Origin of the sequence: Dyella lutea (assembly GCF_024158035.1) — a bacterium.
Taxonomy (GTDB): Bacteria; Pseudomonadota; Gammaproteobacteria; order Xanthomonadales; family Rhodanobacteraceae; genus Dyella_A; species Dyella_A lutea.
The window spans coordinates 662,491-687,758 of record NZ_JAMZEK010000002.1 but is presented as its reverse complement, the minus strand read 5'-3'; the positions used below and the strand labels follow the sequence as shown (position 1 = coordinate 687,758).

The 25,268-nt window shown below is 69.4% G+C and carries 30 protein-coding genes; 11 read left to right on the top strand and 19 right to left on the bottom strand.

Annotated elements, in window-relative coordinates; genetic code table 11:
• Positions 1-6: 6 nt before the first annotated feature.
• Complete coding sequence (gene hutG, locus NC595_RS10580) at positions 7-795, bottom strand: N-formylglutamate deformylase (protein WP_253566274.1); 789 nt, start codon at positions 793-795, stop codon at positions 7-9.
• Between the two features lie 182 nt (positions 796-977).
• Here hutG and NC595_RS10575 point away from each other — a divergent pair, with 182 nt between their 5' ends.
• Genes NC595_RS10575 through NC595_RS10565 form a run of 3 tightly spaced genes read left to right on the top strand, consistent with a single transcriptional unit; the run spans position 978 to position 3,235 of the window.
• Positions 978-1,361 carry a BlaI/MecI/CopY family transcriptional regulator gene (locus NC595_RS10575; protein ID WP_253566273.1) on the top strand — a complete coding sequence of 128 codons (384 nt, stop codon included), beginning with the start codon at positions 978-980 and terminating at the stop codon, positions 1,359-1,361.
• 1 nt (position 1,362) lies between these two features.
• The gene (locus tag NC595_RS10570; protein WP_253566272.1) at positions 1,363-2,607 is read left to right on the top strand and encodes a M56 family metallopeptidase; all 1,245 of its coding nucleotides are present in this window, start codon (positions 1,363-1,365) and stop codon (positions 2,605-2,607) included.
• A gap of 58 nt (positions 2,608-2,665) precedes the next feature.
• Positions 2,666-3,235 (top strand): C40 family peptidase, encoded by a 570-nt coding sequence (locus NC595_RS10565; protein ID WP_253566271.1) that lies wholly within the window; start codon positions 2,666-2,668, stop codon positions 3,233-3,235.
• 74 nt (positions 3,236-3,309) lie between these two features.
• Here the strand turns inward: NC595_RS10565 and NC595_RS10560 are convergent, their stop codons facing one another.
• Together NC595_RS10560 and NC595_RS10555 are read right to left on the bottom strand one after the other, a co-directional pair.
• The gene (locus tag NC595_RS10560) at positions 3,310-3,795 is read right to left on the bottom strand and encodes an FKBP-type peptidyl-prolyl cis-trans isomerase (RefSeq protein ID WP_253566270.1); all 486 of its coding nucleotides are present in this window, start codon (positions 3,793-3,795) and stop codon (positions 3,310-3,312) included.
• Positions 3,796-3,833: 38 nt separating this feature from the next.
• Entirely contained in the window at positions 3,834-5,066 is a 1,233-nt protein-coding gene (locus NC595_RS10555; protein ID WP_253566269.1) for an MFS transporter, read from the bottom strand.
• A gap of 194 nt (positions 5,067-5,260) precedes the next feature.
• Between NC595_RS10555 and NC595_RS10550 the strand changes: the two genes are divergently transcribed.
• The gene (locus NC595_RS10550) at positions 5,261-6,259 is read left to right on the top strand and encodes a M4 family metallopeptidase (protein ID WP_253566268.1); all 999 of its coding nucleotides are present in this window, start codon (positions 5,261-5,263) and stop codon (positions 6,257-6,259) included.
• Between the two features lie 87 nt (positions 6,260-6,346).
• Here NC595_RS10550 and NC595_RS10545 read toward each other — a convergent pair whose 3' ends face one another.
• Positions 6,347-6,649: an EF-hand domain-containing protein gene (locus NC595_RS10545; protein ID WP_253566267.1), complete on the bottom strand. Its 303-nt coding sequence runs from the start codon at positions 6,647-6,649 to the stop codon at positions 6,347-6,349.
• A gap of 377 nt (positions 6,650-7,026) precedes the next feature.
• On the opposite strand from NC595_RS10545, the gene NC595_RS10540 reads away from it, so the two are divergent.
• Positions 7,027-8,361, top strand: coding sequence for a DEAD/DEAH box helicase (locus NC595_RS10540; RefSeq protein ID WP_253566266.1), 1,335 nt, complete (start codon positions 7,027-7,029; stop codon positions 8,359-8,361).
• Between the two features lie 45 nt (positions 8,362-8,406).
• On the opposite strand, the gene NC595_RS10535 is transcribed toward NC595_RS10540, so the two are convergent.
• From NC595_RS10535 to NC595_RS10525, 3 genes are all read right to left on the bottom strand, one after another.
• The gene (locus NC595_RS10535; protein WP_253566265.1) at positions 8,407-8,958 is read right to left on the bottom strand and encodes a GNAT family N-acetyltransferase; all 552 of its coding nucleotides are present in this window, start codon (positions 8,956-8,958) and stop codon (positions 8,407-8,409) included.
• Complete coding sequence (fghA, locus tag NC595_RS10530; protein WP_253566264.1) at positions 8,955-9,803, bottom strand: S-formylglutathione hydrolase; 849 nt, start codon at positions 9,801-9,803, stop codon at positions 8,955-8,957. The genes NC595_RS10535 and fghA overlap by 4 nt, the downstream gene beginning before the upstream one ends.
• 68 nt (positions 9,804-9,871) lie before the next feature.
• Positions 9,872-10,621 (bottom strand): SDR family NAD(P)-dependent oxidoreductase, encoded by a 750-nt coding sequence (locus tag NC595_RS10525; RefSeq protein ID WP_253566263.1) that lies wholly within the window; start codon positions 10,619-10,621, stop codon positions 9,872-9,874.
• A gap of 113 nt (positions 10,622-10,734) precedes the next feature.
• Here NC595_RS10525 and NC595_RS10520 point away from each other — a divergent pair, with 113 nt between their 5' ends.
• From NC595_RS10520 to NC595_RS10510, 3 genes are all read left to right on the top strand, one after another.
• Entirely contained in the window at positions 10,735-12,564 is a 1,830-nt protein-coding gene (locus NC595_RS10520) for a DEAD/DEAH box helicase (protein WP_253566262.1), read from the top strand.
• Between the two features lie 130 nt (positions 12,565-12,694).
• On the top strand, positions 12,695-14,260 hold the full coding sequence (locus tag NC595_RS10515) for a tetratricopeptide repeat-containing sulfotransferase family protein (RefSeq protein ID WP_253566261.1): 1,566 nt from the start codon (positions 12,695-12,697) through the stop codon (positions 14,258-14,260).
• Between the two features lie 80 nt (positions 14,261-14,340).
• Positions 14,341-15,132, top strand: a complete 792-nt coding sequence (locus NC595_RS10510) for a dioxygenase family protein (RefSeq protein WP_253566818.1) — start codon at positions 14,341-14,343, stop codon at positions 15,130-15,132.
• Here NC595_RS10510 and NC595_RS10505 read toward each other — a convergent pair whose 3' ends face one another.
• The 3 genes from NC595_RS10505 to ypfJ form a co-directional block, all read right to left on the bottom strand.
• Positions 15,133-15,666, bottom strand: coding sequence for a hypothetical protein (locus tag NC595_RS10505; RefSeq protein ID WP_253566260.1), 534 nt, complete (start codon positions 15,664-15,666; stop codon positions 15,133-15,135).
• Positions 15,667-15,777: 111 nt separating this feature from the next.
• The gene (locus tag NC595_RS10500) at positions 15,778-16,164 is read right to left on the bottom strand and encodes a YkgJ family cysteine cluster protein (protein ID WP_253566259.1); all 387 of its coding nucleotides are present in this window, start codon (positions 16,162-16,164) and stop codon (positions 15,778-15,780) included.
• 138 nt (positions 16,165-16,302) lie between these two features.
• Positions 16,303-17,184 (bottom strand): KPN_02809 family neutral zinc metallopeptidase, encoded by an 882-nt coding sequence (ypfJ, locus tag NC595_RS10495; protein ID WP_253566258.1) that lies wholly within the window; start codon positions 17,182-17,184, stop codon positions 16,303-16,305.
• Between the two features lie 111 nt (positions 17,185-17,295).
• Here ypfJ and NC595_RS10490 point away from each other — a divergent pair, with 111 nt between their 5' ends.
• On the top strand, positions 17,296-17,691 hold the full coding sequence (locus NC595_RS10490) for an MAPEG family protein (protein ID WP_253566817.1): 396 nt from the start codon (positions 17,296-17,298) through the stop codon (positions 17,689-17,691).
• 14 nt (positions 17,692-17,705) lie between these two features.
• On the opposite strand, the gene NC595_RS10485 is transcribed toward NC595_RS10490, so the two are convergent.
• Positions 17,706-19,271, bottom strand: a complete 1,566-nt coding sequence (locus tag NC595_RS10485; protein WP_253566257.1) for a TerC family protein — start codon at positions 19,269-19,271, stop codon at positions 17,706-17,708.
• A gap of 149 nt (positions 19,272-19,420) precedes the next feature.
• Here NC595_RS10485 and NC595_RS10480 point away from each other — a divergent pair, with 149 nt between their 5' ends.
• On the top strand, positions 19,421-20,278 hold the full coding sequence (locus NC595_RS10480) for a CPBP family intramembrane glutamic endopeptidase (RefSeq protein ID WP_253566256.1): 858 nt from the start codon (positions 19,421-19,423) through the stop codon (positions 20,276-20,278).
• Between the two features lie 15 nt (positions 20,279-20,293).
• On the opposite strand, the gene NC595_RS10475 is transcribed toward NC595_RS10480, so the two are convergent.
• The 7 genes from NC595_RS10475 to NC595_RS10445 form a co-directional block, all read right to left on the bottom strand.
• Positions 20,294-20,854, bottom strand: coding sequence for a Maf family protein (locus NC595_RS10475; protein ID WP_253566255.1), 561 nt, complete (start codon positions 20,852-20,854; stop codon positions 20,294-20,296).
• Between the two features lie 24 nt (positions 20,855-20,878).
• The gene (locus NC595_RS10470) at positions 20,879-21,325 is read right to left on the bottom strand and encodes a GNAT family N-acetyltransferase (protein ID WP_253566254.1); all 447 of its coding nucleotides are present in this window, start codon (positions 21,323-21,325) and stop codon (positions 20,879-20,881) included.
• Between the two features lie 54 nt (positions 21,326-21,379).
• On the bottom strand, positions 21,380-21,850 hold the full coding sequence (rlmH, locus tag NC595_RS10465; RefSeq protein WP_253566253.1) for a 23S rRNA (pseudouridine(1915)-N(3))-methyltransferase RlmH: 471 nt from the start codon (positions 21,848-21,850) through the stop codon (positions 21,380-21,382).
• 12 nt (positions 21,851-21,862) lie between these two features.
• Positions 21,863-22,300 (bottom strand): ribosome silencing factor, encoded by a 438-nt coding sequence (gene rsfS, locus NC595_RS10460; RefSeq protein ID WP_425493103.1) that lies wholly within the window; start codon positions 22,298-22,300, stop codon positions 21,863-21,865.
• Between the two features lie 95 nt (positions 22,301-22,395).
• Positions 22,396-22,719, bottom strand: coding sequence for a pentapeptide MXKDX repeat protein (locus NC595_RS10455; RefSeq protein WP_253566252.1), 324 nt, complete (start codon positions 22,717-22,719; stop codon positions 22,396-22,398).
• A gap of 71 nt (positions 22,720-22,790) precedes the next feature.
• Complete coding sequence (locus NC595_RS10450; protein ID WP_253566251.1) at positions 22,791-23,462, bottom strand: NrsF family protein; 672 nt, start codon at positions 23,460-23,462, stop codon at positions 22,791-22,793.
• A 1-nt stretch (position 23,463) separates the two neighbouring features.
• Positions 23,464-24,123, bottom strand: a complete 660-nt coding sequence (locus NC595_RS10445; protein ID WP_253566250.1) for a sigma-70 family RNA polymerase sigma factor — start codon at positions 24,121-24,123, stop codon at positions 23,464-23,466.
• Positions 24,124-24,259: 136 nt separating this feature from the next.
• Between NC595_RS10445 and msrB the strand changes: the two genes are divergently transcribed.
• Positions 24,260-24,874 (top strand): peptide-methionine (R)-S-oxide reductase MsrB, encoded by a 615-nt coding sequence (gene msrB / locus NC595_RS10440; RefSeq protein ID WP_253566249.1) that lies wholly within the window; start codon positions 24,260-24,262, stop codon positions 24,872-24,874.
• Here the strand turns inward: msrB and NC595_RS10435 are convergent, their stop codons facing one another.
• Positions 24,875-25,204, bottom strand: coding sequence for a hypothetical protein (locus NC595_RS10435; protein WP_253566248.1), 330 nt, complete (start codon positions 25,202-25,204; stop codon positions 24,875-24,877).
• Between the last annotated feature and the right edge of the window lie 64 nt (positions 25,205-25,268).

The window sequence follows — 25,268 nt, the reverse complement described above, 5'->3', positions numbered from 1 at the left end:
CATCGCTCAGACCTCGATGCAGATGCACAGCAGATCGCCGATCAGCGCCTGCACCGGCACGGCCAGCTCCGGTCGGTAGTCCAGCGTCTCCTCGTCCATGTAGTTGCACTGCGCCAGCTCCAGTTGGACCGCCTGCACCCCCTCGTCCGGCCGGCCGTATTGCCGGGTGATGTAACCGCCCTTGAAACGCCCGTTCACAACGTGGGTGTAGGTGTCCTGGGCCGCCAGTCGGTCGGCGAGGCGCTGCTGCAGCGCCTCACCGCAACTCGCCCCGTCGGCGGTACCCAGGTTGAAGTCCGGCAGGCGCCCGTCGAACAGCATCGGCACCACGCTGCGGATCGAGTGGCCCTCCCACAGCACGACACGACCATGTTCGGCCCTCAGCCGCGCGAGCTCGTCCTGCAGCGCCTGGTGATAGGGACGCCAGAACACATCGACCCGCCGGCCGATCTCGTCGGCATCGGGTTCGCTGCCATCCGGATAGAGCGATGTGCCGTCGAAGCCGATGGTCGATACCAGCCCGGTCTCCCGCCGCCCCGGATACAGCGCGTGACCGTCGGCCGGGCGGTTGAGGTCCACCACGTAGCGCGACATCGTCGGGCGCAGCAGGCTCGCGCCCAACGCCTTGGCCAGCGGCGCATAGAGCTGGCCGACGTGCCAGTCGGTGTCAACCGAGCGCCGGGCCGGGGGATGCATGCGTGCGGCGATGTCGTCGGGAATCGTGCTGCCGTCGTGCGGCAGGCTGATCAGCAGCGGCGCGGTACCGCGCTCGAGGGTGAAGGTCGGGATATCCATCGTGTCAGTGTAACCGCCACCCTTGCCGCTCCCGAGCCTGGGCCGCAGCAACTCGAACGCACGGCTCCCCGCCGGTCCCTGCGGCCCCCGCCCCGTGGATCCGGGGAAAGAACGCTTGCGTCCATCAAATTACAGATGTAATTTCACTTCGAATTACATTCGTAATCCTTGAGGGCGAGTCGATGAACCCAGCGATCCCGAACATCACCGACGCCGAAAGCCAGGTCATGGCCGTGCTGTGGGAGCAGGCCCCGCGCAGCTCGGAAGAGATCGTCGCCGCGCTGGCCGATACCGGCTGGCACGAGAAGACCATCCGCACCCTGCTGAACCGGCTGCTCGGCAAGCAGGCGGTGGCTGCCGACCGCCACGGGCGTCGCTATCTGTACCGGCCACTGCTGAGCCGCGAGCAGTGGCAGTCGCAGGAGAGCCGCAGCCTGCTCGACCGCGTGTTCGGCGGGCGCGTAGCACCCCTGCTGGCGCATTTCAGCCGCCACGAAAAGCTCAGCGACAAGGACATCGCCGAACTGCGTGCGCTGATCGACGCCATCGAGCGCAAGGTGCGCTGAGATGGCCACGGTCCTACTCGACGTCACCCTGGGACTGGCCATCGCGCTCGTCCTGCGCCGGCCGGTACGGCGCCTGCTGGGCGCCGGTCCGGCCTTCACGCTGTGGCTGTGGCCGCTGCTGCTCGCACTCGTGTCGTGGCTGCCGATGCAGGCGATGCCGGCGTACGCGCTTGCGCCGGTGCTGGCGCGTGCCCGCGCGAGCGCTGCCGCCGCACTCGCGACAACGCCCCGCACGCACGACGCCTGGCTGCTGCTGTGGTCCGCCGGGGCTGCCCTCACGCTGCTGCGGCTGGTCATCGCCTATGCCCGGCTGCGTCGCGCGGCCCAGCCGGCACCGCCGTCGCTGCGGGCGCGGGTGGCCGAGGTGGCCCCGGGACTGGATCTACGCCGGCTACGCCTGCACCCGCAGGGGCCGGCCGTGCTGTGGGCACCACGCAGCCTGGTGTTGCTGCCGGCCGAGTTCACCCGCGACAGCGACCCGGCGCGCATGCGGATGGTGCTCACCCACGAATGCACCCACCTGCGCCGGCTCGATCCGCTGTGGACGCTGCTGGCGGAGATCGCCGTGGCCCTGCTGTGGTTCCACCCGCTGGCGTGGCTGGCTCTGCCCCGCTTCCGCCTCGACCAGGAGCTGGCTTGCGACGAGCGCACCCTGCGCTCGGACGATACCGATGCCACCGCTTACGCACGCACCCTGCTTTCCAGTACCGGCATGGACGTTGCGCCGGTGCTGACCCCCTGGCTCGCCGAGCCGCAGCTGAAGGAACGACTGACCATGATCCGACGCCATCGCACCCGCACCCCGCTTCGCATTGCCGGCACGCTCGGCCTGGCCTTGGCCGGCACCGGTCTCGCCCTGGCGGCACGCACCATGCCCCCGGCCCGGGCACCGGCAGGCGCCTCTCAGGACCTGGCCTTCAACGCCCGCGTGCAGCCGCACTATCCCAAAGCCTCCATCGCGAACAAGGAGCAAGGCACCGTGATGCTCAAGATCCTGGTCAACCCGGACGGCTCGGTGAAACAGGTCGACTACGACCCCAAGGCGAGCAGCACCACGTCCGGCAACCTGATCGCCGCCGCCAGCGAGGCGGCCATGCAATGGCACTTCAACCCGGCCATGCGCGGCGGCCACGCCATCGAGAGCTACGCGCAGGTTCCGGTCAACTTCGCGCTGGATGAATTACCCACGCCGACCAGCAAGGCCGAAGCCGAGAAAAAGGCTTCGGAATATGCAAAAAAGCACTGATTTGAAAGTGTTTTGATGCCTTTGGTAGGCTCACGCCATCCAGGTAAGGGCCTACCGCATGATGCCACTCACCACCGCCTCGCCAAATCACCCCGCACGGCCATCCGGTCGCTGGGCGCTCGGCGCGCTCGCATGCCTTGCACTGGCCGCCTGCTCCAGCGCGCCGCACCGCCGCGAGCCGACCTTCAAGGCATCGCACTCCGACCTCGCCGACCTGCCCGCACGCGCACCCTCGGCGGCCACCGCGCAGGTCGCCAACGATGTGCTGTTCCGCGCGATGGCGCTGGTCGGCACGCCCTACAAATGGGGCGGCAACACGCCGGAATCCGGCTTCGACTGCAGCGGCCTGGTCGACTACATCTATCGCCACGCCGCCGACATCCTGCTGCCGCACAGTTCGCGCGAGATGGCGGCGATGGACGGGCGCAAGATCAGGCACATGACCGACCTGGCCAGCGGCGACCTGGTGTTCTTCGGCAGCCGCGGCGACGTCAGCCATGTCGGCGTCTACGTCGGCAAGGGCCGCTTCGTGCATGCGCCGAACAGCGGCGGTACGGTGCGGCTGGACGATATCGACGGCCCCTATTGGCGCGACCACTTCGAGTTCGGCAAGCGGCTGCTGGACTGACCCGGTCGCCACCCTCGCCGCAAAGAGAAACGGCGCCCCCGGGGCGCCGTTCTTGTCTCGCGGAATAGCCGGCCTCAGTGGGCCGCACCGCCCGGCGGATGCGCATGACCGTGCTGGATCTCTTCCTCGGTCGCCTCGCGCACTTCGTTCACGGTGACATCGAAGGTGAGGGTCTTGCCGGCCATCGGGTGGTTCAGATCCACGTCCACCGTGGTCATGCCGACCTTCTGCACCACCACCACGCGGTGGCCGCCCTGCTTGAGCGCCAGCGTCGTGGCCATGCCCGGCTTGAGCTTGTTCGCCTGCTGGAAGTACTTCTTCGGCACGCGCTGGGTCTGGCCTTCCTGGCGTTCGCCATAGGCTTCCGCCGCCGGCACCTCGACCTGGAACGACTCGCCCGCCTCGCGCTCCTCCAGCGCCTTCTCCAGCCCCGGGATCAGCTGGCCGTGGCCGAGCAGAACCCACAGCGGCTCGTTGCCGTCCAGCGAGCTTTCCACCTTCTCGCCGTCCACCGTGAGGGTGTAGTGCAGCGAGATCACCTTGTCCTTGCCAGCCTTCATGTCGGTCTCTTTCGGGTCGTGCAAAGCGGGCGATTGTATCAGGCCTGTCCCCCGCCGAAGCGCACGCCCCGCACCTCCGGCCCAAGCCAGGCCAGCAGCGCCAGCAGCACCGCCACCGCGGCCATCCAAGGCGCCATCACCACGGCGTAGTTGCCACCGTTCGCCTCGGCCAGCCACGCCTGCGCATAGGCGGTGCTGGCGGCCAGCAGATTGCCGAGCTGGTAGGCGAAGCCGGGCAGCGTGCCGCGCACGTCGTCCGGCGACATCTCGTTGAGGTAGGACGGCACCACGCCCCACGCGCCCTGCACCATCACCTGGATCAGGAAGGCACCCAGCCCCAGCAGCACCAGTGAACCACCGAAGGCCCACAGCGGGATGCACGGCAGCGCCAGCAGCGCCGCCACCACCATCGCCCGCCGTCGCCCGACCCGCTCCGACCAGGCGCCGAAGAACAGGCCGCCGACGATCGCCCCGGCATTGAGCAGCATGGTCAGCAGGGTCACCTCGCCGGTGCCCAGGTGCAGCTGCGACTTGAGGAAGGTCGGGTACATGTCCTGCGAGCCGTGGCTGAACATGTTGAACGCCGCCATCAGCAGCATCATGTACACCAGCCGCTTCCAGTGCCCGCGCATCGCATGCAGCGCATGGCGGGACTCCCCGGCCTGGCGGCGCGCCTCCCACACCGGCGACTCCGGCACCTTGGCGCGCAGGTACAGCACCAGCAACGCAGGCAGCGCGCCAACGACGAACATGGCGCGCCAGCCGAAGCCGAACACCCCGAACACCAGCCAGTAAGCCAGTGCCCCCAGGAAGTAGCCGCAGGGATAGCCGCTCTGCAGCAGACCGGACACCGCGCCGCGCGACGACGCCGGGATCGACTCCATCACCAGCGACGCGCCGATGCCCCACTCGCCGCCCATCGCGATACCGAACAGGAAGCGCAGCACCAGCAACACGGTGAGCGAAGGCGCGAAGGCACAGGCCAGCTCCAGCACCGAGAACAGGAGTACGTCGACCATCAGCACGGGCCGCCGACCGAAGCGGTCGGCCAGGCGGCCAAACAGCAGTGCCCCGATGGGCCGCGCCGCGAGCGTGAGCAGGATGCTCAAGGCGACCGATTTCGGCTCGGTCCCGAACTCGCTGGCGATATTGCCGATCACGAAGACCAGCAGGAAAAAGTCAAAGGCGTCGAGGGTCCAGCCCAGGAAGCTGGCCAGCACCGTGTGCCGCTGGCGGCTGTCGAGCTGGCGAAACGCGGCGACGAGGGACATGCGGCAGCAGCTCCGGCCTGATGCAGCCACTGAGGCTAGCACGGCCATGCCCGGAGCCCACCCGACCTGCGCGCGTTCGGAATTTCCGGCTGACTCGCAATTACTGGCAGGCGCAGGTTCATGCTGCCGCTGCCAGGTGAGGGGACCACCCGGCGGACCGGGCCCACCGTGGCACCCGTGCGGGTAAGGCCACCTTGTCCACTGCGCTGATCGATGCCGACACCGGCGAAGTGCTCCAGAGCTGGGAAGGCCTGACCACCAAGGGCAAGCCCGGTGGCGGTGGCACGACGCCAACGATGGCGACCGGCCCGGAGGGCAACCATGAAGACCGGACAGTATTTTTTGGCAACGACCATGCCGCCCTGAGCGCGCAGCAGTCCGGCAGCACCTGCACCATGCAGAACGCCGACATCGCCACCTGCAACATGAGCCAGCGTCGCACGGGCGGCTCGCTGTGGACCTTCACCTACCCGACCAGCGGTGGTGACGGCATCAACGGCACCCATTCGCCGACCAACGACGCGCACCCTTTCAGCGGCGGCGTGCACGACAGGTACGACAACTGGTTCGGCGCTCCGCCACTGGCCTTCCAGCTGCGCATGAACGTGCATTACAGCCGCAACTACGAGAACGCGTTCTGGAACGGCTCGTCGATGAACTTCGGCGACGGCGCCAGCTATTTCTTCCCGCTGGTGTCGCTGGACGTGACCAGTCACGAGATCAGTCACGGCCTCACCGAGCAGCACTCCAACCTCGCCTATTCCGGCCAGTCGAGCGGCATGAACGAGGCGTTCTCGGATATGGCAGGCGAGGCGGCCGAATACTACGACCGCGGCAGCAACGACTGGCTGGTCGGCGCAGAGATCATCAAGAACGGCACCGCGCTGCGCTGGATGTGCACGCCGACCCAGGACGGCCGCTCGATCGACAACGCCGCCAACTACACATCCAGCCTGGACGTGCACTACTCCAGTGGCGTCTACAACAAGGCGTTCTGCACGCTGGCGAGGAAGTCGACCTGGACCACGCGCAAGGCGTTCGAGGTATTCGAACGGGCCAACGCGCTGTACTGGACATCGAACGCCACGTTCAACTCCGGCGCCTGCGGTGTCGAGAGCGCAGCGGGCGATCTGGGCTACTCCAGCGGTGATGTCGCGGCGGCATTCACCGCCGTTGGAGTGACCTGCCAGTAGCGCAAGGCTCCCGGACTGAAGAAGCCGGCCTCTCCGGGCCGGCTTCCTCCACTCCCCCGCGTGACCTGGCAGGTCCGGAATCCCCGATCAGACGCCACCGGAAATGATGTTGGAAACGTAGCGCTGGTATTCCTCCTTCGACAGCGAGCCGTTGCCGTCCAGGTCCGCCTCGTGGAAGTGCGCGCGAAGCTGCTTGAGGGCAGGTTCATCCTTCGGAATCTCGCTTCGGACCAGCTTGCCGTCGTGATTCTTGTCGAGGTCCCCAAACGAGGGGGCATTCGTGGCGCCAGGGTTCCGCACTCCCGGCTGTACCGTCGGCGCCGCCACCGCAGGGATCGTCCACATCGCATACCACAGGGCCACCAACAGGCCTGACTTGGCGTAGGTCATTGCTGCCTCCTTTTCACGTCACTGTGGAAATATCTTCAGAGGAACTGCCCGCATCCCGATCCGGGAGCCCCGCCATTCTGGCCCAACCGCCGCTCCGCTGCCCCGACATGGCCGCGCCGCGGCAGGAAAGGCTCCCGCACCGCCCGCCATCGCCCTGGCACGAGCATCACCCGGCGCATTGGGCTACACTACGCCGGCTCGTAGACGCCCCCGACTCCCTAGCGGAGATCGTGGCGAGGGTCGAACCCTTGCCAATTTCCCCACCCCGGTAGCGCGCGCGACACCCGGCCAGCCCACCTTCCCCGGTGCGCAGCCGCTGATTTTCATTGCCTGGCGCGCGGTATCAGGGAGCGCGAAGGGCCACCTCAGGAGTTTCCATGTCCTTCGAATCGCTGGGCCTTGCGCCCGCGTTGCTGCGTGCGCTGACCGACCAGGGCTACGCCGAACCCACGCCGGTGCAGGCCGGCTCCATTCCGCTGGTGATTGCCGGCCACGACCTGCTGGCCGCCGCCCAGACCGGCACCGGCAAGACCGCCGCTTTCGCCCTGCCGGTGATCCACAAGCTGATCGGCGCCGGCGCCACCCAGACCCGCCGCCCGCGCGTGCTGGTGCTCACCCCGACCCGCGAACTGGCCGCCCAGGTTAACGACAACTTCCGCGACTACGCCAAGTACGTGCGCGTGACCACCACCACCATCTTCGGTGGCGTCGGCATGGGTCCGCAGATCAACGCGCTGCGCCGCGGCGTGGACGTGGTGATCGCCACCCCGGGCCGGCTGATCGACCACATGCAGCAGCGCACGATCGACCTCGGCGGCATCGACATGCTGGTGCTGGACGAGGCCGACCGCATGCTCGACATGGGCTTCCTGCCAGCGCTCAAGCGCGTGCTCTCGGCCCTGCCGAAGCAGCGCCAGACGCTGTTGTTCTCGGCCACCTTCGCCCCGGCGATCAAGGCGCTGGCCATGCAGTTCATGCGCGAGCCGAAGGAAGTCTCGGTGACCCCGCCGAACACCGTGGCGCCGCTGGTCAGCCACCACGTGCACCCGGTGGACGCGGCGCGCAAGCGCGATCTGCTGCTGCACGTGCTGGCCGGCGACAGCCGTCGCCAGACCCTCGTGTTCAGCCGCACCAAGCACGGCGCCGACAAGCTGGTGAAGTTCCTGGAGGTGTCCGGCGTGCGCGCCGCGGCGATCCACGGCAACAAGAGCCAGAATGCCCGCACCCGCGCCCTGAGCGACTTCAAGAGTGGCCGGATCACCGTGCTGGTGGCCACCGACATCGCCGCCCGCGGCATCGACATCGACCAGCTGCCGATGGTGATCAACTTCGACCTGCCGATGGTCGCCGAGGACTACGTGCACCGCATCGGCCGCACCGGCCGCGCCGGTTCCACCGGCCTGGCGGTATCGCTGGTCAGCCACGACGAGTCGGGCCTGCTGCGCGACATCCTCCGGCTGGTCAAGCAGGAGATCGCGATCGATCCGGTCGCCGGTTTCGAACCGTCGGCGCCGCTGCGGCTGGACGCCGGCGCGCCCAAGCCGGCGCAGGGCGGACAGCGGCAGGGCCGTCCGGGCAACCGGCCTTCGGGCCAGGGCAAGGCCAGCCCGAGCCATCGCCCGCACGGCCACGTGCAGGCCGGAGCCGCCGGCGAACACGCCGCGGGCAACCGCTCGCGCCGTCGGCGCGGGCGTCCGGCGGCCAAGGCCTGAGATCGTTCCATCGCGTGGCGGCACGGCAACGTGCCGCCACGCCGTTCAATCCGGTGCGATCTTCGCCGTGAGTACGTGGTCTTCCCACACGCCGGCGATCTGCAGGTAGCGCCGCGCCAGTCCCTCCCGCTCGAACCCCAGCGAGGCTAGCAGCCGGCCGCTGCGCTCGTTGCGCGGCAGGTAGTTGGCCATTACCCGATGCAGGCCCAGCGCGTCGAAGGCCCAGTCCAGTGCCGGCGCCAGCGCTTCACGCATCAATCCACGGCCCTCCTGCGCTGCCGCCAGGCCGTAGCCCAGCAGGCAGGCCAAGAAGGGACCTCGCACCACGTTCGAGAAGGTGAAGCTGCCGAGCACTTCGCGCTCGTCCGGATCGAACATCAGGATCGGATAGGCGCGATCCTGCGCCACGCCGAGCATCCACTCCTCCAGCGTCCGCCGACTGTGGGCGGGCGTGTAATAGGCCTCGTCGCGCAGGGGCTCCCACGGTGCCAGATGGTCGCGATTGGCCGTGCGATAGCGCCACAGCGCTCCGGCGTCGTCGGGCTTGGCGAGACGACAGGACAAGCGCGCCGTGCGCCAGGCGATTCCACCGCTCACGCCAGCTCGAGCGCCTGCGCATGGTGGCGCAGGTGGTCCTCGACGAAGGTACTGATGAACCAGTAGCTGTGGTCGTAGCCGGGATGCCGACGCAGCAGCAGCGCCTGCCCCGCTTCCGCGCAGGCCTGGTCGAACAGCTCCGGCCTGAGCTGGCCCTCGAGGAATTTGTCCGCCTCGCCCTGGTCGATGAGGATCGTGCCGGGGAAGGTCTGCCGCGCGACCAGCTCGCAGGCGTCGTAGTCGGCCCAGGCTGCACGGTCCTCGCCCAGATAGCGCGGCAGCGCCTTGCGCCCCCACGGCACCTGGCTGGGCGCCACGATCGGCGCGAAAGCCGACACCGAGCGATAGCGATCCGGATGGCGCAGCGCGATGGTCAGCGCGCCGTGGCCACCCATCGAGTGGCCGAAGATGCTGCTGCGGGAGGGGTCGACCGGAAAATGCCGCGCGACCAGCGCCGGCAGCTCTTCGACCACGTAGCTGTACATGCGAAACCGGCCGGCATACGGCGCCTGCGTGGCATCGACGTAGAAGCCGGCCCCTTCGCCGAACTCCCAGTCACCGGTGGCACTCTCGATGCCGGTGTCGCGCGGACTGGTGTCCGGCATCACCAGCACCATGCCGTACTGCGCGGCGAGCCGCTGCGCACCGGCCTTGATGGTGGCGGTCTCCTCGGTGCAGGTGAGTCCGGCCAGGTAGTACAGCACCGGCCTTCGGCCCTGCACCACCTGCGGCGGCTGGTAGATGGCGAAGCGCATCGGCCCACCGCACGCGGTCGACTCGTGCCGGTAGAAGCCCTGTACGCCGCCAAAGCACGCCTGCTCGGAAAGGGTCTCGAAGCTGCTCATCCTTGCCTCCTGGAGCTTGGCCAAAGGCCGATCATACCCCTGCCTCCCAAGCGAGCCGGCCGCCAAGCTCAACGCTCCTGGTCGGTGGGTCGCATCAGCAATTCGTTGATGTTCACGTGCGGCGGCCGGGTGACGCAGAACGCGATGGCCTCGGCCACGTCGCGCGACTGCAGCTGGCGCATGCTGTCGGCCCATGCGTTCAGCGCATCCCTGGTCGCAGCGTGACCGATATGGTCGCGCAGCTCGGTTTCCACCACGCCCGGTTCGATCACGGTGACGCGGATGCCGTGCCTGTAGACCTCGCGGCGCAGGGCCTCGGAAAACGCCACCACGCCGAACTTGGTCGCCGAGTAGGCGGCCGCGTTGGGGTTGGCGATGCGCCCGGCGGTGGAGGAGACGTTGACGATGTGACCGTCGCCGCGCGCGGTCATGCCGGCCAGCGCCGCCTGGGTCGAAGCGATCAGGCTGAGCACGTTGAGTTCCAGCATCCGGCGCCAGCGGCCAAGATCGGCCTCGGCCACCGGCTCCAGGTACATCACGCCGGCGTTGTTGACCAGGACGTCCAGACGTCCGTAGTGCATCTCGGTCTCGCGCACCACGCGCTGTGCCTCGGTTTCATCGAGCAGGTCGGCCTCCAGCACCAGCGGCTCGGCACCCAGCCCGGCGAGGGTTTCCGCCAGCTTTTCCAACCGGTCGCGGCGGCGCGCGGTCACCGCGACCCGCGCACCCTCCTCGGCCACCGCGATTGCCGTCGCTTCGCCGATGCCCGAGGACGCCCCGGTCACCAGCGCCACCTTGCCCACCAGACGCTTCGCCATGCCTGAATCTCCTGTGCCTTGAACGTATTGCGGCGCGGGCCGGCGGCCCGCGGACTGCTACAATAGCCGTCATTCTCCCGCACGCCGACCGGCGTGCCACCCCGAGGTTCCCCATGTCATCCCCGTCTTCCGACTCCGCCCCGGCAGCCGCCGGCTTCACCGCGCTTGGCCTCGCACCGGACCTGCTGCGCGCCCTCGCCGATGTCGGCTACGAGTCGCCCTCGCCGATCCAGGCCGCCACCATCCCGCCGCTGATGGACGGCCGCGACGTGCTCGGCCAGGCGCAGACCGGCACCGGCAAGACCGCCGCATTCGCGCTGCCGATCCTCTCGCGTATCGAGCTCAAGCCCGGCAAGCCGCAGGCGCTGGTGCTGGCGCCGACGCGCGAGCTGGCGATTCAGGTCGCCGAGGCATTCCAGCGCTATGCCACCTATCTGCCCGGCCTGCAGGTACTGCCGATCTACGGCGGCCAGAGCTACGGTCCGCAGCTGCAGGCGCTGCGCCGCGGCGTGCAGATCGTGGTGGGCACGCCCGGCCGCGTGATCGACCATCTGGACAAGGGCACGCTGGACCTCTCGCAACTGAAGTACCTGGTGCTCGACGAGGCCGACGAGATGCTGCGCATGGGCTTCATCGACGACGTCACCAAGGTGCTCGAGGCGACCCCGCCGACCCGCCAGGTGGCGCTGTTCTCGGCCACCATGCCCACGGTGATCCGCAAGATCGCGCAGCAGCACCTGAAGGACCCGGTGGAAGTCACCATCAAGTCCTCCACCACCACCGCGGCCAACATCCGCCAGCGCTACTGGTTCGTCTCCGGCCTGCACAAGCTGGACGCGATGACGCGGATCCTGGAGGCCGAGCCGTTCGACGCGATGATCATCTTCGCGCGCACCAAGCAGGCCACCGAGGAGCTGGCCGAGAAGCTGTCCGCGCGCGGCTTCGCCGCGGCCGCCATCAACGGCGACATCGCCCAGCCGCAGCGCGAGCGGGTGATCCAGCAGCTCAAGGACGGCAAGCTCGACATCCTGGTCGCCACCGACGTGGCGGCACGCGGACTCGACGTGGAGCGCATCAGCCACGTCATGAACTACGACATCCCGTACGACACCGAGAGCTACGTGCACCGCATCGGCCGCACCGGCCGCGCAGGCCGCAACGGCGAGGCGATCCTCTTCGTCACCCCTCGCGAGAAGGGCATGCTGCGCGCGATCGAGCGCGCCACGCGCCAGCCGATCGAGGAGATGAAGCTGCCCACCGTCGAGGCGGTGAACGATGTGCGCATCGGCAAGTTCAAGCAGCGCATCAGCGATACCCTGGCGCAGGGCGGGCTGGAGTTCTTCCAGCAGCTGATCGAACAGTACGAGACCGAACACAACGTGCCGGCGATCGAGATCGCCGCCGCCCTGGCGCGGATCGCCCAGGGCGACCAGCCGCTGCTGCTGAGCCCGCCGCCCAAGCGCGAGTTCGAGCCGCGCGAGCGACCGGTCCGTGCCGAGCGCGAGCAACGCGATGCGCGCGACAGCCGTGGCCGGGAGGGTGCACCGCGCGAGGGCTTTCGTCCCGTCGTGCGCGCTCACCTCACCGAGCCGGGCAAGCGGACCTACCGCATAGAGATCGGCCACGAGCACGGCGTGAAGCCGGGCAACATCGTCGGCGCCATCGCCAACGAGGCCGGGCTGGAGAGCAGCCACATCGGCCGGCTGAGCATCCGCGGCGACTACAGCCTGGTCGACCTGCCCGACGGCATGCCCAAGGAGACCTTCGAACACCTGAAGAAGGTCTGGGTGGTGCAGCGCCAGCTGCGTATCCACGAATGGGACGGCCAGGACGACGGCGCCGCCGACCGTCCGCCGCCGCGCCGCAGCGGCCCGCGCCCGGGCGGCTTCAAGGGCAAGCCCCGGCCGGGCGGCCACGGCAAGCCGCCGCGCCGGCAATCCTGAGCTCCCGACACCGCGCCACGGCGCGGTGTTTTTTTGGTGAGAGGGACTCGCCGACAACGACACGCGGCACGTAACATCGTGCGATGACCTGCTCTCGCCCTACCGCATGAACGCCGCCCCGGATCCGCGCATGCACGGCCTCTCGGCCTGCGAGCGCGAACAGCTGCACGCCGCCGCCCGGGCGATCCGCGACGGCCAGTTCGACGCCGCCGAGCGCCTGCTCGACCAGCTGCATCGCCTGGTGCCCCGGCAGGCCGAGGTGCTGCGGCTCAAGGGCATCGCCGCAACCCGCCGCGGCCGCTTCGACGAGGCCACCGCCGTCCTGCGCCGGGCGCTGGCGCTGGCCCCCGACGACGCGCTGGTGATGAACGACCTGGCCAGCGCGCTCGCCCAGCGCGGTGACACGGACGAAGCGCTGACCACCTGGCGCCAGGCCTGTGTCGTGGCGCCCGACTACCCGATGGCCTGGTTCAACCTGGGCCGCAACCTGCAGCAGCTCGGCAACAGCGAGGACGCCGTACGCGCGCTGGAACGAGCCGCCACGCTGGCGCCGGACCTGCTGCCGGCGCACATCCTGTCCGGCGACGCGCTGGTGCACCTGGGCCGCTTCGGGGACGCCGCCGCGCATTACCGCGCCGCGCTCGCCGTGCACCCGGCCTGCGGCGACGCCTGGCGCGGGCTGGGCAACATCAAGACACAGCCACTCTCCACCGGGGACGTCGCGGCACTGCAGGCGCAGCTGGCGCGGCCGGACCTCGTCGACAGCGACCGCATCGCGATGGGCTTCGCGCTGGGCAAGGCGCTGGAGGACCACGGACGCCATCCCGAGGCGTTCGCCGCGCTGGCCGAGGCCAACGCCCGCATGCGCCGGCTCGCGCCGTGGCAGGCAGCGGGCTTCAGCGCATACGTGGCGCAGCTGGTCGAGACCACGCGACACCTGCCCGCGCCCGCCGATCCGGCGCTGGGCGACGAGGTGATCTTCATCGTCGGGCTGCCGCGTTCGGGCTCCACGCTGTTCGAGCAGATCCTCGCCGCGCATCCGCAGGTGGCGGGCGCCAGCGAGCTGGACGATCTCGACGCGGTGATCGCCGAGGAGTCGAACCGGCGCCGTCAGCCCTTGCCGGCATGGCTACCGGCGGCGGGCGCAGAGGACTGGGCGCGGCTGGGCCGGCGCTATCTCGAACGCACCGCGCGCTGGCGCACGCGTCGCCCGCGGCACACCGACAAGCTGCCGGAGAACTGGCTGCACACCGCCCTGCTGGCCGCGATGCTGCCGGGTGCGCGCATCGTCGACGCGCGGCGCGACGCACTGGAAGCGGGCTGGTCGTGCTTCAAGCAGCAGTTCTACCGGCTGCCGCACTTCGCCTGCGACCTGGCCGACATCGCCGCCTACATCCAGGATTACGAACGGGCGATGGCTGCGTGGCGGGCGGCCCGGCCGCAGCGCGTGCGCGTGCAGCGCTACGAGGCGCTGCTGGAACGGCCGGAGGACGAAATCCGCGCCCTGCTCGACTTCTGCGGCCTGCCGTTCGACCCGGCCTGCCTAGACTTCCACCGGGCCATGCGCAGCGTGCGCACGCCCAGCGCTTCGCAGGTGCGCCAGCCGCTGCGCCGGGACACGGCGCGCGCTACCCATTACGGCATGCTGCTGGATCCGCTGCGCCGGGGGCTGGCCGCGATCGCCACCGAGCGCTGAGCCCGGCGTTCGCGCGGGGCAACAGTCTGTGCGCGTGGCCAGCCGCGCACGCGCCGCGATCCGCCCCCATCATGAAGGTTATGAACGACCTGCCCAGCCTCTACATCTCGCACGGCTCGCCGATGACTGCGTTGCGGCCGGGCCTGACCGGCACCCGATTGTCCGAACTCGCCGCGGCGCTCCCGCGTCCGCGCGCGATCGTCGTGGCCAGCGCCCACTATCTGGCGCGGCAGCCCCTCGTCGGCGGCGCAGCGCAACCAACGACCGTGCACGATTTCGGCGGTTTCCCCCCCGCGCTCTACGAACTGCGCTACCCCGCACCGGGCGACCCCGGGCTGGCCGCGCGCATCGCGGAACGGCTCGACCAGGCAGGACTGGCGGCGCATGTCGATCCGCAACGCGGGCTCGATCACGGCATCTGGGTACCGCTGCGGCTGATGTACCCCGAAGCCGACATTCCGGTGGTACCGCTGTCGATCCAGCCGATGCTCGGGCCGGCGCACCAGTACGCCGTGGGGCGCGCACTGGCCGGTCTTCGCGAAGAGGGCGTGCTGCTGATCGGTTCCGGCTCGATCACCCACAACCTGCACGATTTCGGCGCCGGCTACGACGCCAACCACCAGGCACCGTACGTGCAGCCCTTCGTCGGCTGGATCGGACAGCAACTGGCGCGGGGCGATACCGCCGCCCTGCTCGACTATCGCCGCCAGGCGCCGTTCGCCGAACGCGCCCACCCCACCGACGAACACCTGCTGCCGCTGTTCGTGGCGCTGGGTGCCGCCGGCGAAAGGGCAGCCGCGCAGCGACTGGATGCCGGCGTGGACCTGGGCTTCCTCGCCATGGACATCTACCGTTTCGATACGGCAGACTGATCAGCCGGCCGCGGCCTGGTCGTCCACGCTGACCCGCGCACGGCCACTGTGGCAGGTGAAGCGGAACACGTAGTCCAGGCTGAACGGCTCGGTCCGGCTGTCCACCACATGGCTCTCGCCGTTGGCGTCGGCTGACCAGTGGTCGATCTGCAGCGGATCGAACCGCCATCGCAATGCCGCCTCCCGGGTCGCGGCGAGGAAAGGCCGCAGACCCGGCGCCGCGGCATCGGCGTCGCCGGGACGTACCTCGGTGACCTTGCCGGAGGTATCGACGATCAGCTTCGCGATGACGTCCACCACCGGCACGCAGGCCTGCAGCCGCGATGCGGGATAGGCCGGCGTCACCCGCGCCAGTGGCTTGCCGCCGCTGGATACCTCACCAAGCGCCAGCTGGTAATGCACCGTATCCGGCTGCTCGACCGCATGCCAGGACGCGTCGCCCCGGTTGGCGGGGTGCATGTCCGGGCGCGCAGGCGCGTGCGCGCAGGCACCGAGCGCCGTCGCAACGAAGGCCACTGCCAGCTGCCGTCCCACCCCTCTCACCCCTTTGCGAACCATTGATGCCTCCAAAGGATTACGACCGTAATCCAAATGGAAATTACGAACGTAATCCTTGTTGCGCAAGGGCGGCACTCGGCGCGCCGATCAGGCGCTGCGAGGCAGCGGCGGCAGGCCGGCTCCGGAGGGATCGATCCAGTCCTGCGGGGATAACGGCGCCAGCCCATGGGCGAGACGGGCCTTGTCGCATTGCGGGCTGATCTCTCCGAACTCCCACGACGGGGCCACCTCGCGGCAGACCGAGGGACGCTGCGGGTAGATGCCGCAACTGGCCTGCACACCGACCTCACCCTGCAAGGCCACGCAGCGCACCGGCCTCGCCTCGGTGCCACGCATGGCCAGGCGGTGCGGATCGAGCTTGATGGTGAGCGCCTCGGGCACGGTGCCACCGAGGAACGACTCGGCCTCGGACCAGTGGAAGGCGACCCGGAAATAAGCGCAGCAAGCGCCGCAGGCGAGGCAGGGATGGACCATCGGATGGACCGCGGGAGAGCGCACCCCTCGGCGCGCAGCCGGCGGATTCTATCCAGACTGCCGGCCGCCGGAACATGCTCCGTCGATGCGTCGCGATGCCTCCTTTAGCCGGCGTTGCCGAACGTCGTGCCGTGGCCGTCAGATCGGCCCGGCAAAGGTGTTGCAACTGGCCATGTCGCCACTCTGGAAACCGGTCCTGAACCACTTCACGCGCTGCGCCGAGGTGCCGTGGGTGAACGAGTCGGGCACCACCGTGCCGCGGGCCTCGCGCTGCAGGGTATCGTCGCCGATCTGGCTGGCGGCATTCAGTGCCGACTCCACGTCACCGTCCTGCAGCCAGTTCAGCCGCTGCTGGCTGCGGTTCGCCCAGACGCCGGCGAAACAGTCCGCCTGCAGTTCCTGGCGCACCGACAGACCGGTCGCCCCCTGCATCGCCGCGCCCTGGCGGCGCGCCTGGTCGGCCTTGTCGAACACGCCGATCAGCTTCTGCACGTGATGCCCGACCTCATGCGCGATCACGTAGGCGCGGGCGAAATCGCCGGCGGCGTGGAAGCGGTTCTGCAACTCCTGGAAGAAGTCCAGATCAAGGTAGACCTTCTGGTCGCCCGGGCAATAGAACGGCCCGACCGCAGTCGACGCTGCACCGCAGGCAGTCTGCACGCTGCCGCGGAACAGGTGCAGCTTCGGCTGCACGTACCGGGCGTTGTGTTCGGCGAAGATCTGGCCCCAGGTGTCCTCGGTGGCGCCGAACACGCGGCAGACGAAATCGATCTGCTGGTTCGCCGGATTGTGGCAGTCCACTGCCGTGGTGGACTGGATCTGGCCGCTGGTCTGCTGGGATGCGGTGCCATCGCCGGACAGGAACGGCGTGATCAGGTCGCGCTTGAAGACCAGGCTGAGGATGACCAGCACCACCAGCCCGCCGAGGCCAAGCCGGCCGCCGCCGCGCGGGGAGAGCCCGCCGCCACCGCCGCTGCCCTGCTCCACGTTGTCGCTCGAACGTCCCTTGCCCCAGTCCATCGTCCACCCCGCTCCCGCATCGTTGGCGGCGACGATAGCCGCTTGCCACCACACTCGCCACGCCACCGGCTAATGTAGGTGGCGACAGCCCTGATCGGACACCACCCCAGCATGCTCGCCCAATTGCCCGCCCTCGTGACCTTGCTCAACGTCCTCCTGCTCTCCGCCACCGCCTTTGCGGTGGGCAAGGCCCGCGCCACATACGGCATCAAGGCGCCGGCCACGACCGGCCACGAGGGCTTCGAACGCGCCTACCGCGTGCAGATGAACACGCTGGAGCAGACGGTGATGTTCCTGCCGGCGCTGTGGCTGGCCGCCACGCACGGCTTCGCCGGCTGGGCGGGCGTCGCCGGACTGGTCTGGATCGTCGGTCGCGTCTGGTACATGGCGGGTTATCTGCGCGACCCGGCCAAGCGCGAGGGCGGCTTCGCCGTGGGCATGCTGGCCTGGCTGGCGGTGCTGGTGCTCGCCGGCATCGGCGTGGTCCGGGCGATGCTGGCCGGCTAAGCCGCCGGCCTCGCCTAGTCGGCTGCAGGCACCACCCGCAGGCGGCCGATGCGGGCCCCGTCCATCGCCACCACCTCGAAGCGCCACCCGTCGGCAGTCACGCTGTCGCCCACCTCCGGCAGGCGGCCAAGGCGCTCGAGCACCAAGCCCGCCAGGGTGGAAAAACTGTCGTCCACCTGCAGGCGCCTGCCCAGCAGTTGCTCGGCGCGACGCACATCCAGACCCGCGTCGAGCAGCCAGGCACCGTCCTCGTCCTGGCTGGCCGCGGGGTCTCCCCCCAGCGCATCCGGGAACTCGCCCGCGATCACCTCCAGCACGTCGCTGGGCGTGACCAGACCGAGCAGGCTGCCGTATTCGTCCACCACCAGCGCTACCTGCAGCGGCGCACGCCGGAACTCCTCGATCAGGCGCAGCACGCTCAGCGACTCGAGCACCATCAGCGGCTTGCGCACCACCGGTTCCAGCTCGATGCGACCGTGGTCGAGCAGGCAGCCGAGCAGGTCCCGCGTGGACGCCACGCCCAGCAGTTCGTCCAGGTCGTCGTGGGCCAGCGGCAGCCAGTCGTGGCCGGCCTCGGCCAATTCGCGGCGCACGGTGTCGACATCGTCGCGCGGATCGATCCAGCGGATCTCCGGTCGCGGGGTCATGATCGAACGCACCGGGCGCTGGGCCAGGTCGAGCACGCCCTGCACCATCGAAAGCTCGTCCTTGCCGAACACCGCCACCGCTGGCGCGTCCTCGTCCATGCCGGCGGACGGCTTGGCCGGCTCGCCGTCTTCTTCCACGCCACCGGCGCCGAGCAGCCGCAGTACCGCCTGCGCGGTACGGTCGCGCAGATGCCGTGCGCTGCCGAGCAGGCTGCGCTGGCGGTTGCGGCGCATGGTCTGGTTGAACACCTCGATCATGATCGAGAAGCCGATCGCCGCGTACAAATATCCCTTCGGGATGTGGAAGCCGAAGCCCTCGGCGACCAGGCTGAAGCCGATCATCAGCAGGAACGACAGGCACAGCACGATGACCGTCGGTCGCGCGTTGACGAAGGCGGTCAGCGGCTTGCTGGCGCTGATCATCAGCACCATCGCGGCGACCACCGCGATCATCATCACCGACAGCTGGTCGACCATGCCGACCGCGGTGATCACCGAGTCCAGGGAAAACACCGCGTCCAGCGCCACAATCTGCGCGACCACCAGCCAGAAGCGCGCAGGTGGGCGGCTGCCGTGCTCGCTGATGCCGCCGGACTCCAGCCGCTCGTGCAGCTCCAGCGTGGCCTTGAACAGCAGGAAGGCGCCGCCGAGCAGCAGGATGATGTCGCGCCAGGACAACGCGAAGCCGTGCCACTGGACGATCGGCGCGGTCAGCTTGACCAGCCAGCTCATCACGCCGAGCAGCACCAGCCGCATGACCAGGGCGATCGCCAGGCCGCTCACCCGCGCCCGGTCGCGCTGCCCCGACGGCAGCCGGTCGGCAAGGATCGCCACGAAGACGAGGTTGTCGATGCCCAGCACCACCTCCAGCACCAGCAAGGTGAGGAGGCCGGCCCAGGCAGTGGGGTCGGCAAGCCAGTCGAATGCGAACATGGGAGGCGCGCGGGCGCCCGGGTCCTCCGTACAGGGAATCCACACTATACAGGCAGGGTCGGGGCGGCCATGACCGATGGCAGGGATTGCCGGAGCACGAACCGTCCAGCTAGCTTGGTCCCGTCCATGATCACCCCGGAAAGCCATTCGTGAATGCCGCCGCCGACGCACTGGCAGCCCCGCCGCCGTTGCCGCCGCACCTGTCCCGCCCCGTGTGCGCCCCGGGCGTGGGCGAGGCCCTGGCGCTGCTGGCGCTCTATTTCTGCCTGCAGCTGGTGATCGGTTTCGGTGCCGCTCTCGTCGCCGGCCTGGCGCTGGGAACGGGCCAGGGCGTGCACGTCGGCAGCCCGCTGCAGTCGGCCATGGCAAACCCCGACGTGCGTACGGCGGTGACCGCGGTCACCCTGCTGCTCGCCGCCGGCATCACCTTGTGGCTGGTACATCGGCGCTGGCCGAGCCAGTGGCGGCTGGCCCTGGCCAGGCAGGGCTTCGGCTTTGCGCCCAGCACCCATCCGGCGTTCTATTTCGCGGCGCTGGCGCTGGGCGTTGGAGTGCCGGTGATCGGCGGCCTGCTTACCCACTGGCTGGCCGGCGACCATCCGGTCACCCAGACCATCTCGCAGATGGGCCACGAGGCCGCGCTGCCGGGCCGGATCGCGCTGGCGGCGCTGGCCGTGACGCTCGGTCCGCTGGTGGAGGAGACGATGTTCCGCGGCGTGCTGTTCTCCTCGCTGCTGGGTTTCCGGCAGCGCAGGTCGACCCAGCGCGACCTCGGCGGCGCGCGCATCGCCGCCGCCATGCTGCTGAGCGCCGCACTGTTCGCCACGGTGCACCTGCCCGACCTGGGCTGGCACTGGTACGCGCTGCCCAACCTGGCCCTGCTCGGGCTGGGCTGCGCCTGGCTGCGCCTGCACTCCGGCTCGCTGTGGCCGGCGGTGCTCGCCCACGGCATCAACAACGCGCTGGCCGTAGCCAGCTGGTTTATCGTGCTTCACCCGGCCGCCTGAGCGCCGGGCGAAGCCTCAGGCACCGAAGCGCGCCAGCAGCCGGGCGGTCTCGAACACCGGCAATCCCATGACACCGGAGTAGCTGCCGTCCAGATGTTCGACCAGGGTCGCACCGCGCCCCTGTATGGCATAGGCGCCCGCCTTGCCGAACGGCTCGGCGGTGGCGACGTAGGCGGCAATGGTGGCTTCGTCCAGCTCGGCGAAGCGCACGCGTGACACGCACAGCTCGCTGTCCTCGTGCCGCTCGCCGACCAGCCACACCGCCGAGATCACCTCGTGCGTGCGTCCGGACAGCCGGCGCAACATGGCTGCGGCATCGGCGGCATCGGCCGGCTTGCCGAACACCTCGTCGTCCAGCACCACCTCGGTATCACTGCCGAGCACGATTGCCTGCGGGGCGCCGACTCGGACCAGCCCCGCATGCGCCTTGTCGCGCGCCACCCGGCTGACGTAGTGCCGTGGCGACTCCTCCGGCGAGCGCTGCTCGGGCACGTCCACGTGCACGACTTCGAAGGCGACGCCGAGCTGCTCGAGCAGCTGGCGGCGACGCGGCGATTGCGAGGCGAGGTAGAGCACGAATAGTCCGGACCGCCCGGGGGCTCAGAGGGTGAAGCCGTACTCGCAGAACTGCGTGTCGCGCACCCAGCCCAGCGATTCGTACAGCGCCTGCGCCGGCGCATTGTCCAGCGCGGTGGACAGGCTCAGGCTGGCCGCGCCACGCGCCCGCGCCTGCGCCGCGGCCTGCTGCAGCAGCGCCCGTCCGGCGCCGCTGCGGCGCGCCGAAGGAGCCACGAACAGATCGTTGAGCAGCCAGGTACGCACCGTGCGCACGGAGGAAAACAAGGGATAGAGCTGGGTGAAGCCGATCGCCTCGCCGTCCAGCTCGGCCAGCAGTACCAGCGACTCCTGCCGGGCCAGGCGCTCGGCGAGGAAGTCGCGCGCCCGCGCCAGATCGGCCGGCTGGCGGTAGAACTGGCGGTAGGCGTCGAACAGCGGCGCCAGTCGATCGAGATCGCGGGTGTCGGCAATACGGACAGAGAGCGTCATCGGCGGAAGGTCGTCGAGGAAACCGGCAGCATAGCCGCCCGGCGCCCGGCCGGCCTAGGCACGATGGTAGGGGTGTCCGGCGACGATGGTGGTGGCCCGGTACAGCTGTTCGGCCAGCACCAGCCGCACCAGCATGTGCGGCAGGGTCAGCGGACCGAGCGACCAGCGCTGGTCGGCCCGTGCCAGCACGTCGGGCGCGTGGCCGTCCGGGCCGCCGATCAGGAAGGCCAGGTCGCGACCGGCCATGCGCCATTGCTGCAGCTGGGCGGCGAGATCCTCGCTGGACCAGGTCCTGCCCCGGCCGTCGAGGGCCACCACGTGGGTGTCCCGACCGATCGCAGCGAGGATCGCCGCGCCCTCATCAAGGATCGCCTTCGCATCGTCGCGGCCCTTGCCGCGCGCCCCGGGCTTGAGCTCGACCAGCTCCAGCGGCAGCTCGTGCGAGAGTCGCTTGCGATATTCGGCGAAGCCCTCGGCTACCCAGCCGGGCATGCGCTCACCGACGGCGATCAGCCGCGCGCGCATCGATGCGGGGAATCAGCCGACGCTGGCGGCGCCGGCATCGGGCTCGCGATCGCCCACCGTCCACAGTCGCTCGAGCCCGTAGAACTCGCGGATGCGCGGCAGCATCACGTGGACGATCACGTCGCCGAGATCCACCAGCACCCACTCGGCCTCCTGCTCGCCTTCCACGCCCAGCGGCATCACACCGGCCTTCTTGGCGAACTTCACCACTTCGTCGGCAATGGACTTCACGTGCCGGGTGGAGGTGCCCGAGGCGACCACCAGCAGATCGGCGATCGAGGTGCGGCCGCGGACGTCGATCTCGCGGATGTCCTTGGCCTTCAGCTCCTCCAGCGCCTGGAGCACTTGCTGGCGCAGCCTGGAGGTGGAAACCGGTTTGTCGTTGCGGGCGGAATTAGCCAAGAGGAGAGGCCTCGGTGCGGAGAGCAGCGCGGGATCGCGCGCCGTCATTATAGCGCCCCGTACTGGCCGGGATCGGCCTCCGGCCCGGAATCGTCGGCCCCGGTGCGGTGCGGCTCGCCGGCACCCGCCCGGGGCCGGACACGTCACATGCCGCCGCCGCTCATGGCGTCGTCGTGCTTCATCGAGTCGTGCTTCATCGAGTCGCCCTTCATGGCGTCGTGCTTCATCGAATCGTGCTTCATCGAATCGCCCTTCATGGCGTCATGCTTCATCGAGTCGTGCTTCATCGAATCGCCCTTCATGGCGTCGTGCTTCATCGAGTCGTGCTTCATCGAGTCGCCCTTCATGGCGTCGTGCTTCATGCCGCTGTCCTGGGCCATGCTGTCCTGTGCGAATGCAGAGCTGGCGAAGCCTCCGGCGAGGCCGGCGAAAGCGAGACCGAGGGCGAGCTTGGCGAGAATTTTCATGCGACGTTCTCCTGGAAATGGATGTGCGACCGATGTCGCACATCGACCTTTCGCCAGAAGCCCGCCCGCGGTTACCTCGCAGCGATCGAACGACGTGGACGCAGCAACCGCCCGCCGCAAAGTGCATTCACGCCGATGACCAGCCCCACCGCCAGCGCATGCACCGCCAGGTCGGTCGCCGCCGCATCGAACTCGTGGCAGATCTCCAACAGGCTGGCCGAGCCGGCCGCGCTGGCCACGCCGATCATCGCCGCGGTCAGCACCGGGCGCAGTGGATACGCGCGGCGCAGCCACACCACCAGCACCGCCGACAAGGGCAGCGAGAAGGCCAGGATGAACTCCAGGCAGCCGCGCGCACCGGCCATCGTGGCGACCACCGTGTCAGGCGCCACCCAGCTGCGCAGGCAACCCACACCGCTGGCACCGATCCACAGCAACGCCGGCGGCAGTACCAGCCAGGCACGCGATACCGGTCGTCCCGGTACGCCCAGCGAGAACGCCACCCAGCCGGCCACCAGCGCGGTGAGCACGGCACCGACGCCGGCCCAGGCCAGGTCGGGCGCACCGCGCCAGCGGGTCAGCATCGGCGTGAGCCCGTAATGCCAGACCAGCAGTGCGGCCATCGCCGCCAGCAGCAGCGTCCAGCCCAGCGTGCGCCACAGCGGCGGACGCAGGCGCCGGACCGGCGCCAGGTCGGCACCCAGCGCGTGGATCAGCGACTGGTGGTTGGGCGCATCGGCCACGTCAGTGGTCTCCGTGGAGTCGGTTGCGCAGCGCCTTGAGAGCACGGTGCAGGTTTACCTTCAGGGCGCCGGTGGATCGCCCGGTCAAGGCCGATGCCTCGGCCAGCGTGTGCTCGTGCAGCCCGAGCTGCTCGACGGCCTCGCGCTGGCCCGGCGGCAGCGTGGCGATGGCCTCGCGCAGCGCAGCCGCGCGCTCGGCCTGCTCGGCGGCATCGTTGGCCTGCCGTTCGTCGGCGTGCTGTTCGACGGCCAGCGGCTCGTGCAGCTCGCGGCGACCGCGCCGGCCGCTCTGGCGCAGGCTGTCGATCGCCCGGCGCGTGGCGATGGCCGACAGCCAGGCATGGTACGAACGGGCCGGGTCGTAGGTGTGCCGAACCCGATGGATGGTGATCAGGGTCTCCTGCACCACGTCATCTAGCAGATCCGCCGGCACGCCCTGGCGCCGTGCCACCGCGCGCACCACCCCGACCGATTCGCCCAGCACGCGCTCGTACGCCAGGCGGTCGCCCGCCTGTGCAGCCGCCATCCAGGCGGCGCGGCGCAGATCGGCCTGCTGGTTGTCGCTGAGCGAAGAATCGTCCACGGCGCGGACGGCGTCCTGACACAAGGCAAGAACGCCATCTACGCCGATCACGAGGGCATTGGTCAAGATGGCGGACATCCACGGGCTCTTCGGACGGATCTTCGTGCGATTCGCTGCATCGCCCCGCGCGGTTACCGCGTACAGCACCGGCGTAACTTGCCCTCCGGCCCGGACGAATGGCCGGGGTACCCGTCCTGTGCCGGAGAAGCGCCGCATGTCCTCAACCCGGGAAATCGTGATGATCGAGCGCCGCCGCCTGCTGCGGATGGCTCTGGCCGGTGGTGCGCTGGCGACGATCGCCGGGCTGGCCGCGGTCCCGCGCCTGTTCGCCCGCGAGCGCAGCCCTGCCGCCGGCACCAGCCCCGGCAGCGCCAAAGAGATACGCCTGCAGTGCTTTGCCGACGATGGACGCGCGCTTGGGGCATGCACCGTGCAGCGGGTCGTCCTGAGCGATGCAGAATGGCGCCGCCGGCTGTCACCGATGGCCTACTACGTGCTGCGCCAGGACGGTACCGAGCGCGCCTTCAGTGGCGACCACGAAAAGCCCGCGCGGCCCGGCCTGTTCCGCTGCGTCGGCTGCGCCACCGCGCTGTTCGATGCCGCCACCGAATTCGACTCCGGCACCGGCTGGCCCAGCTTCTGGCAGCCGATCGCCGCGTCCAACGTGATCGAAAAGCGCGATACCAGTTTCGGCATGGTCCGCACCGAAGTGCGCTGCGCCCGCTGCGATGGCCACCTTGGCCACGTCTTCGATGACGGCCCGCGCCCGACCGGGCTGCGCTACTGCATGAATTCGGTGGCGCTGAAGTTCGTGCCGCATACTGCGTAGTCACCTGCGCCACACCCGCACGGGCGCGCGTGACCAGCTGCAGCCAGCCGTACTGCTCACCGGACCGCCGCAACCCATCAGGAAATCGCCGATCGCCCGGCCCACGGGCCGCAGGTACGGGCGATACCTGATCAGGAGCGCCAGCAGTATCGGCAGCAGCACTCCGGTCGGCTGGATCTCGAGCAGCCGCCGCGGGCCATCGACGCCGAATGCATCGATCATAATGCCGAGAGAGAGCCGCTCCGGATGCGCGCCCCAGGCCGACAGCAGGATCACGGCGACCACTACCAGCGCGTGGCGTCGCCACATCCTCGCATCCGCTTGCTTCATCACCGGCCGCTCCCTGGGTGGCAAGGGCATCACGTTGTGACACCAACCGGCTGACTTCCAGTGA

Bases quoted from the DNA above. Each gene is read 5' to 3' on its own strand.
- hutG (WP_253566274.1), bottom strand. From the start codon at position 795: ATGGATATCCCGACCTTCACCCTCGAGCGCGGTACCGCGCCGCTGCTG.
- NC595_RS10575 (WP_253566273.1), top strand. From the start codon at position 978: ATGAACCCAGCGATCCCGAACATCACCGACGCCGAAAGCCAGGTCATG.
- NC595_RS10570 (WP_253566272.1), top strand. From the start codon at position 1,363: ATGGCCACGGTCCTACTCGACGTCACCCTGGGACTGGCCATCGCGCTC.
- NC595_RS10565 (WP_253566271.1), top strand. From the start codon at position 2,666: ATGATGCCACTCACCACCGCCTCGCCAAATCACCCCGCACGGCCATCC.
- NC595_RS10560 (WP_253566270.1), bottom strand. From the start codon at position 3,795: ATGAAGGCTGGCAAGGACAAGGTGATCTCGCTGCACTACACCCTCACG.
- NC595_RS10555 (WP_253566269.1), bottom strand. From the start codon at position 5,066: ATGTCCCTCGTCGCCGCGTTTCGCCAGCTCGACAGCCGCCAGCGGCAC.
- NC595_RS10545 (WP_253566267.1), bottom strand. From the start codon at position 6,649: ATGACCTACGCCAAGTCAGGCCTGTTGGTGGCCCTGTGGTATGCGATG.
- NC595_RS10540 (WP_253566266.1), top strand. From the start codon at position 7,027: ATGTCCTTCGAATCGCTGGGCCTTGCGCCCGCGTTGCTGCGTGCGCTG.
- fghA (WP_253566264.1), bottom strand. From the start codon at position 9,803: ATGAGCAGCTTCGAGACCCTTTCCGAGCAGGCGTGCTTTGGCGGCGTA.
- NC595_RS10525 (WP_253566263.1), bottom strand. From the start codon at position 10,621: ATGGCGAAGCGTCTGGTGGGCAAGGTGGCGCTGGTGACCGGGGCGTCC.
- NC595_RS10520 (WP_253566262.1), top strand. From the start codon at position 10,735: ATGTCATCCCCGTCTTCCGACTCCGCCCCGGCAGCCGCCGGCTTCACC.
- NC595_RS10515 (WP_253566261.1), top strand. From the start codon at position 12,695: ATGCACGGCCTCTCGGCCTGCGAGCGCGAACAGCTGCACGCCGCCGCC.
- NC595_RS10510 (WP_253566818.1), top strand. From the start codon at position 14,341: ATGAACGACCTGCCCAGCCTCTACATCTCGCACGGCTCGCCGATGACT.
- NC595_RS10500 (WP_253566259.1), bottom strand. From the start codon at position 16,164: ATGGTCCATCCCTGCCTCGCCTGCGGCGCTTGCTGCGCTTATTTCCGG.
- ypfJ (WP_253566258.1), bottom strand. From the start codon at position 17,184: ATGGACTGGGGCAAGGGACGTTCGAGCGACAACGTGGAGCAGGGCAGC.
- NC595_RS10490 (WP_253566817.1), top strand. From the start codon at position 17,296: ATGCTCGCCCAATTGCCCGCCCTCGTGACCTTGCTCAACGTCCTCCTG.
- NC595_RS10485 (WP_253566257.1), bottom strand. From the start codon at position 19,271: ATGTTCGCATTCGACTGGCTTGCCGACCCCACTGCCTGGGCCGGCCTC.
- NC595_RS10470 (WP_253566254.1), bottom strand. From the start codon at position 21,325: ATGACGCTCTCTGTCCGTATTGCCGACACCCGCGATCTCGATCGACTG.
- rlmH (WP_253566253.1), bottom strand. From the start codon at position 21,850: ATGCGCGCGCGGCTGATCGCCGTCGGTGAGCGCATGCCCGGCTGGGTA.
- rsfS (WP_425493103.1), bottom strand. From the start codon at position 22,300: ATGACGGCGCGCGATCCCGCGCTGCTCTCCGCACCGAGGCCTCTCCTC.
- NC595_RS10455 (WP_253566252.1), bottom strand. From the start codon at position 22,719: ATGAAAATTCTCGCCAAGCTCGCCCTCGGTCTCGCTTTCGCCGGCCTC.
- NC595_RS10445 (WP_253566250.1), bottom strand. From the start codon at position 24,123: ATGTCCGCCATCTTGACCAATGCCCTCGTGATCGGCGTAGATGGCGTT.
- msrB (WP_253566249.1), top strand. From the start codon at position 24,260: ATGTCCTCAACCCGGGAAATCGTGATGATCGAGCGCCGCCGCCTGCTG.
- NC595_RS10435 (WP_253566248.1), bottom strand. From the start codon at position 25,204: ATGAAGCAAGCGGATGCGAGGATGTGGCGACGCCACGCGCTGGTAGTG.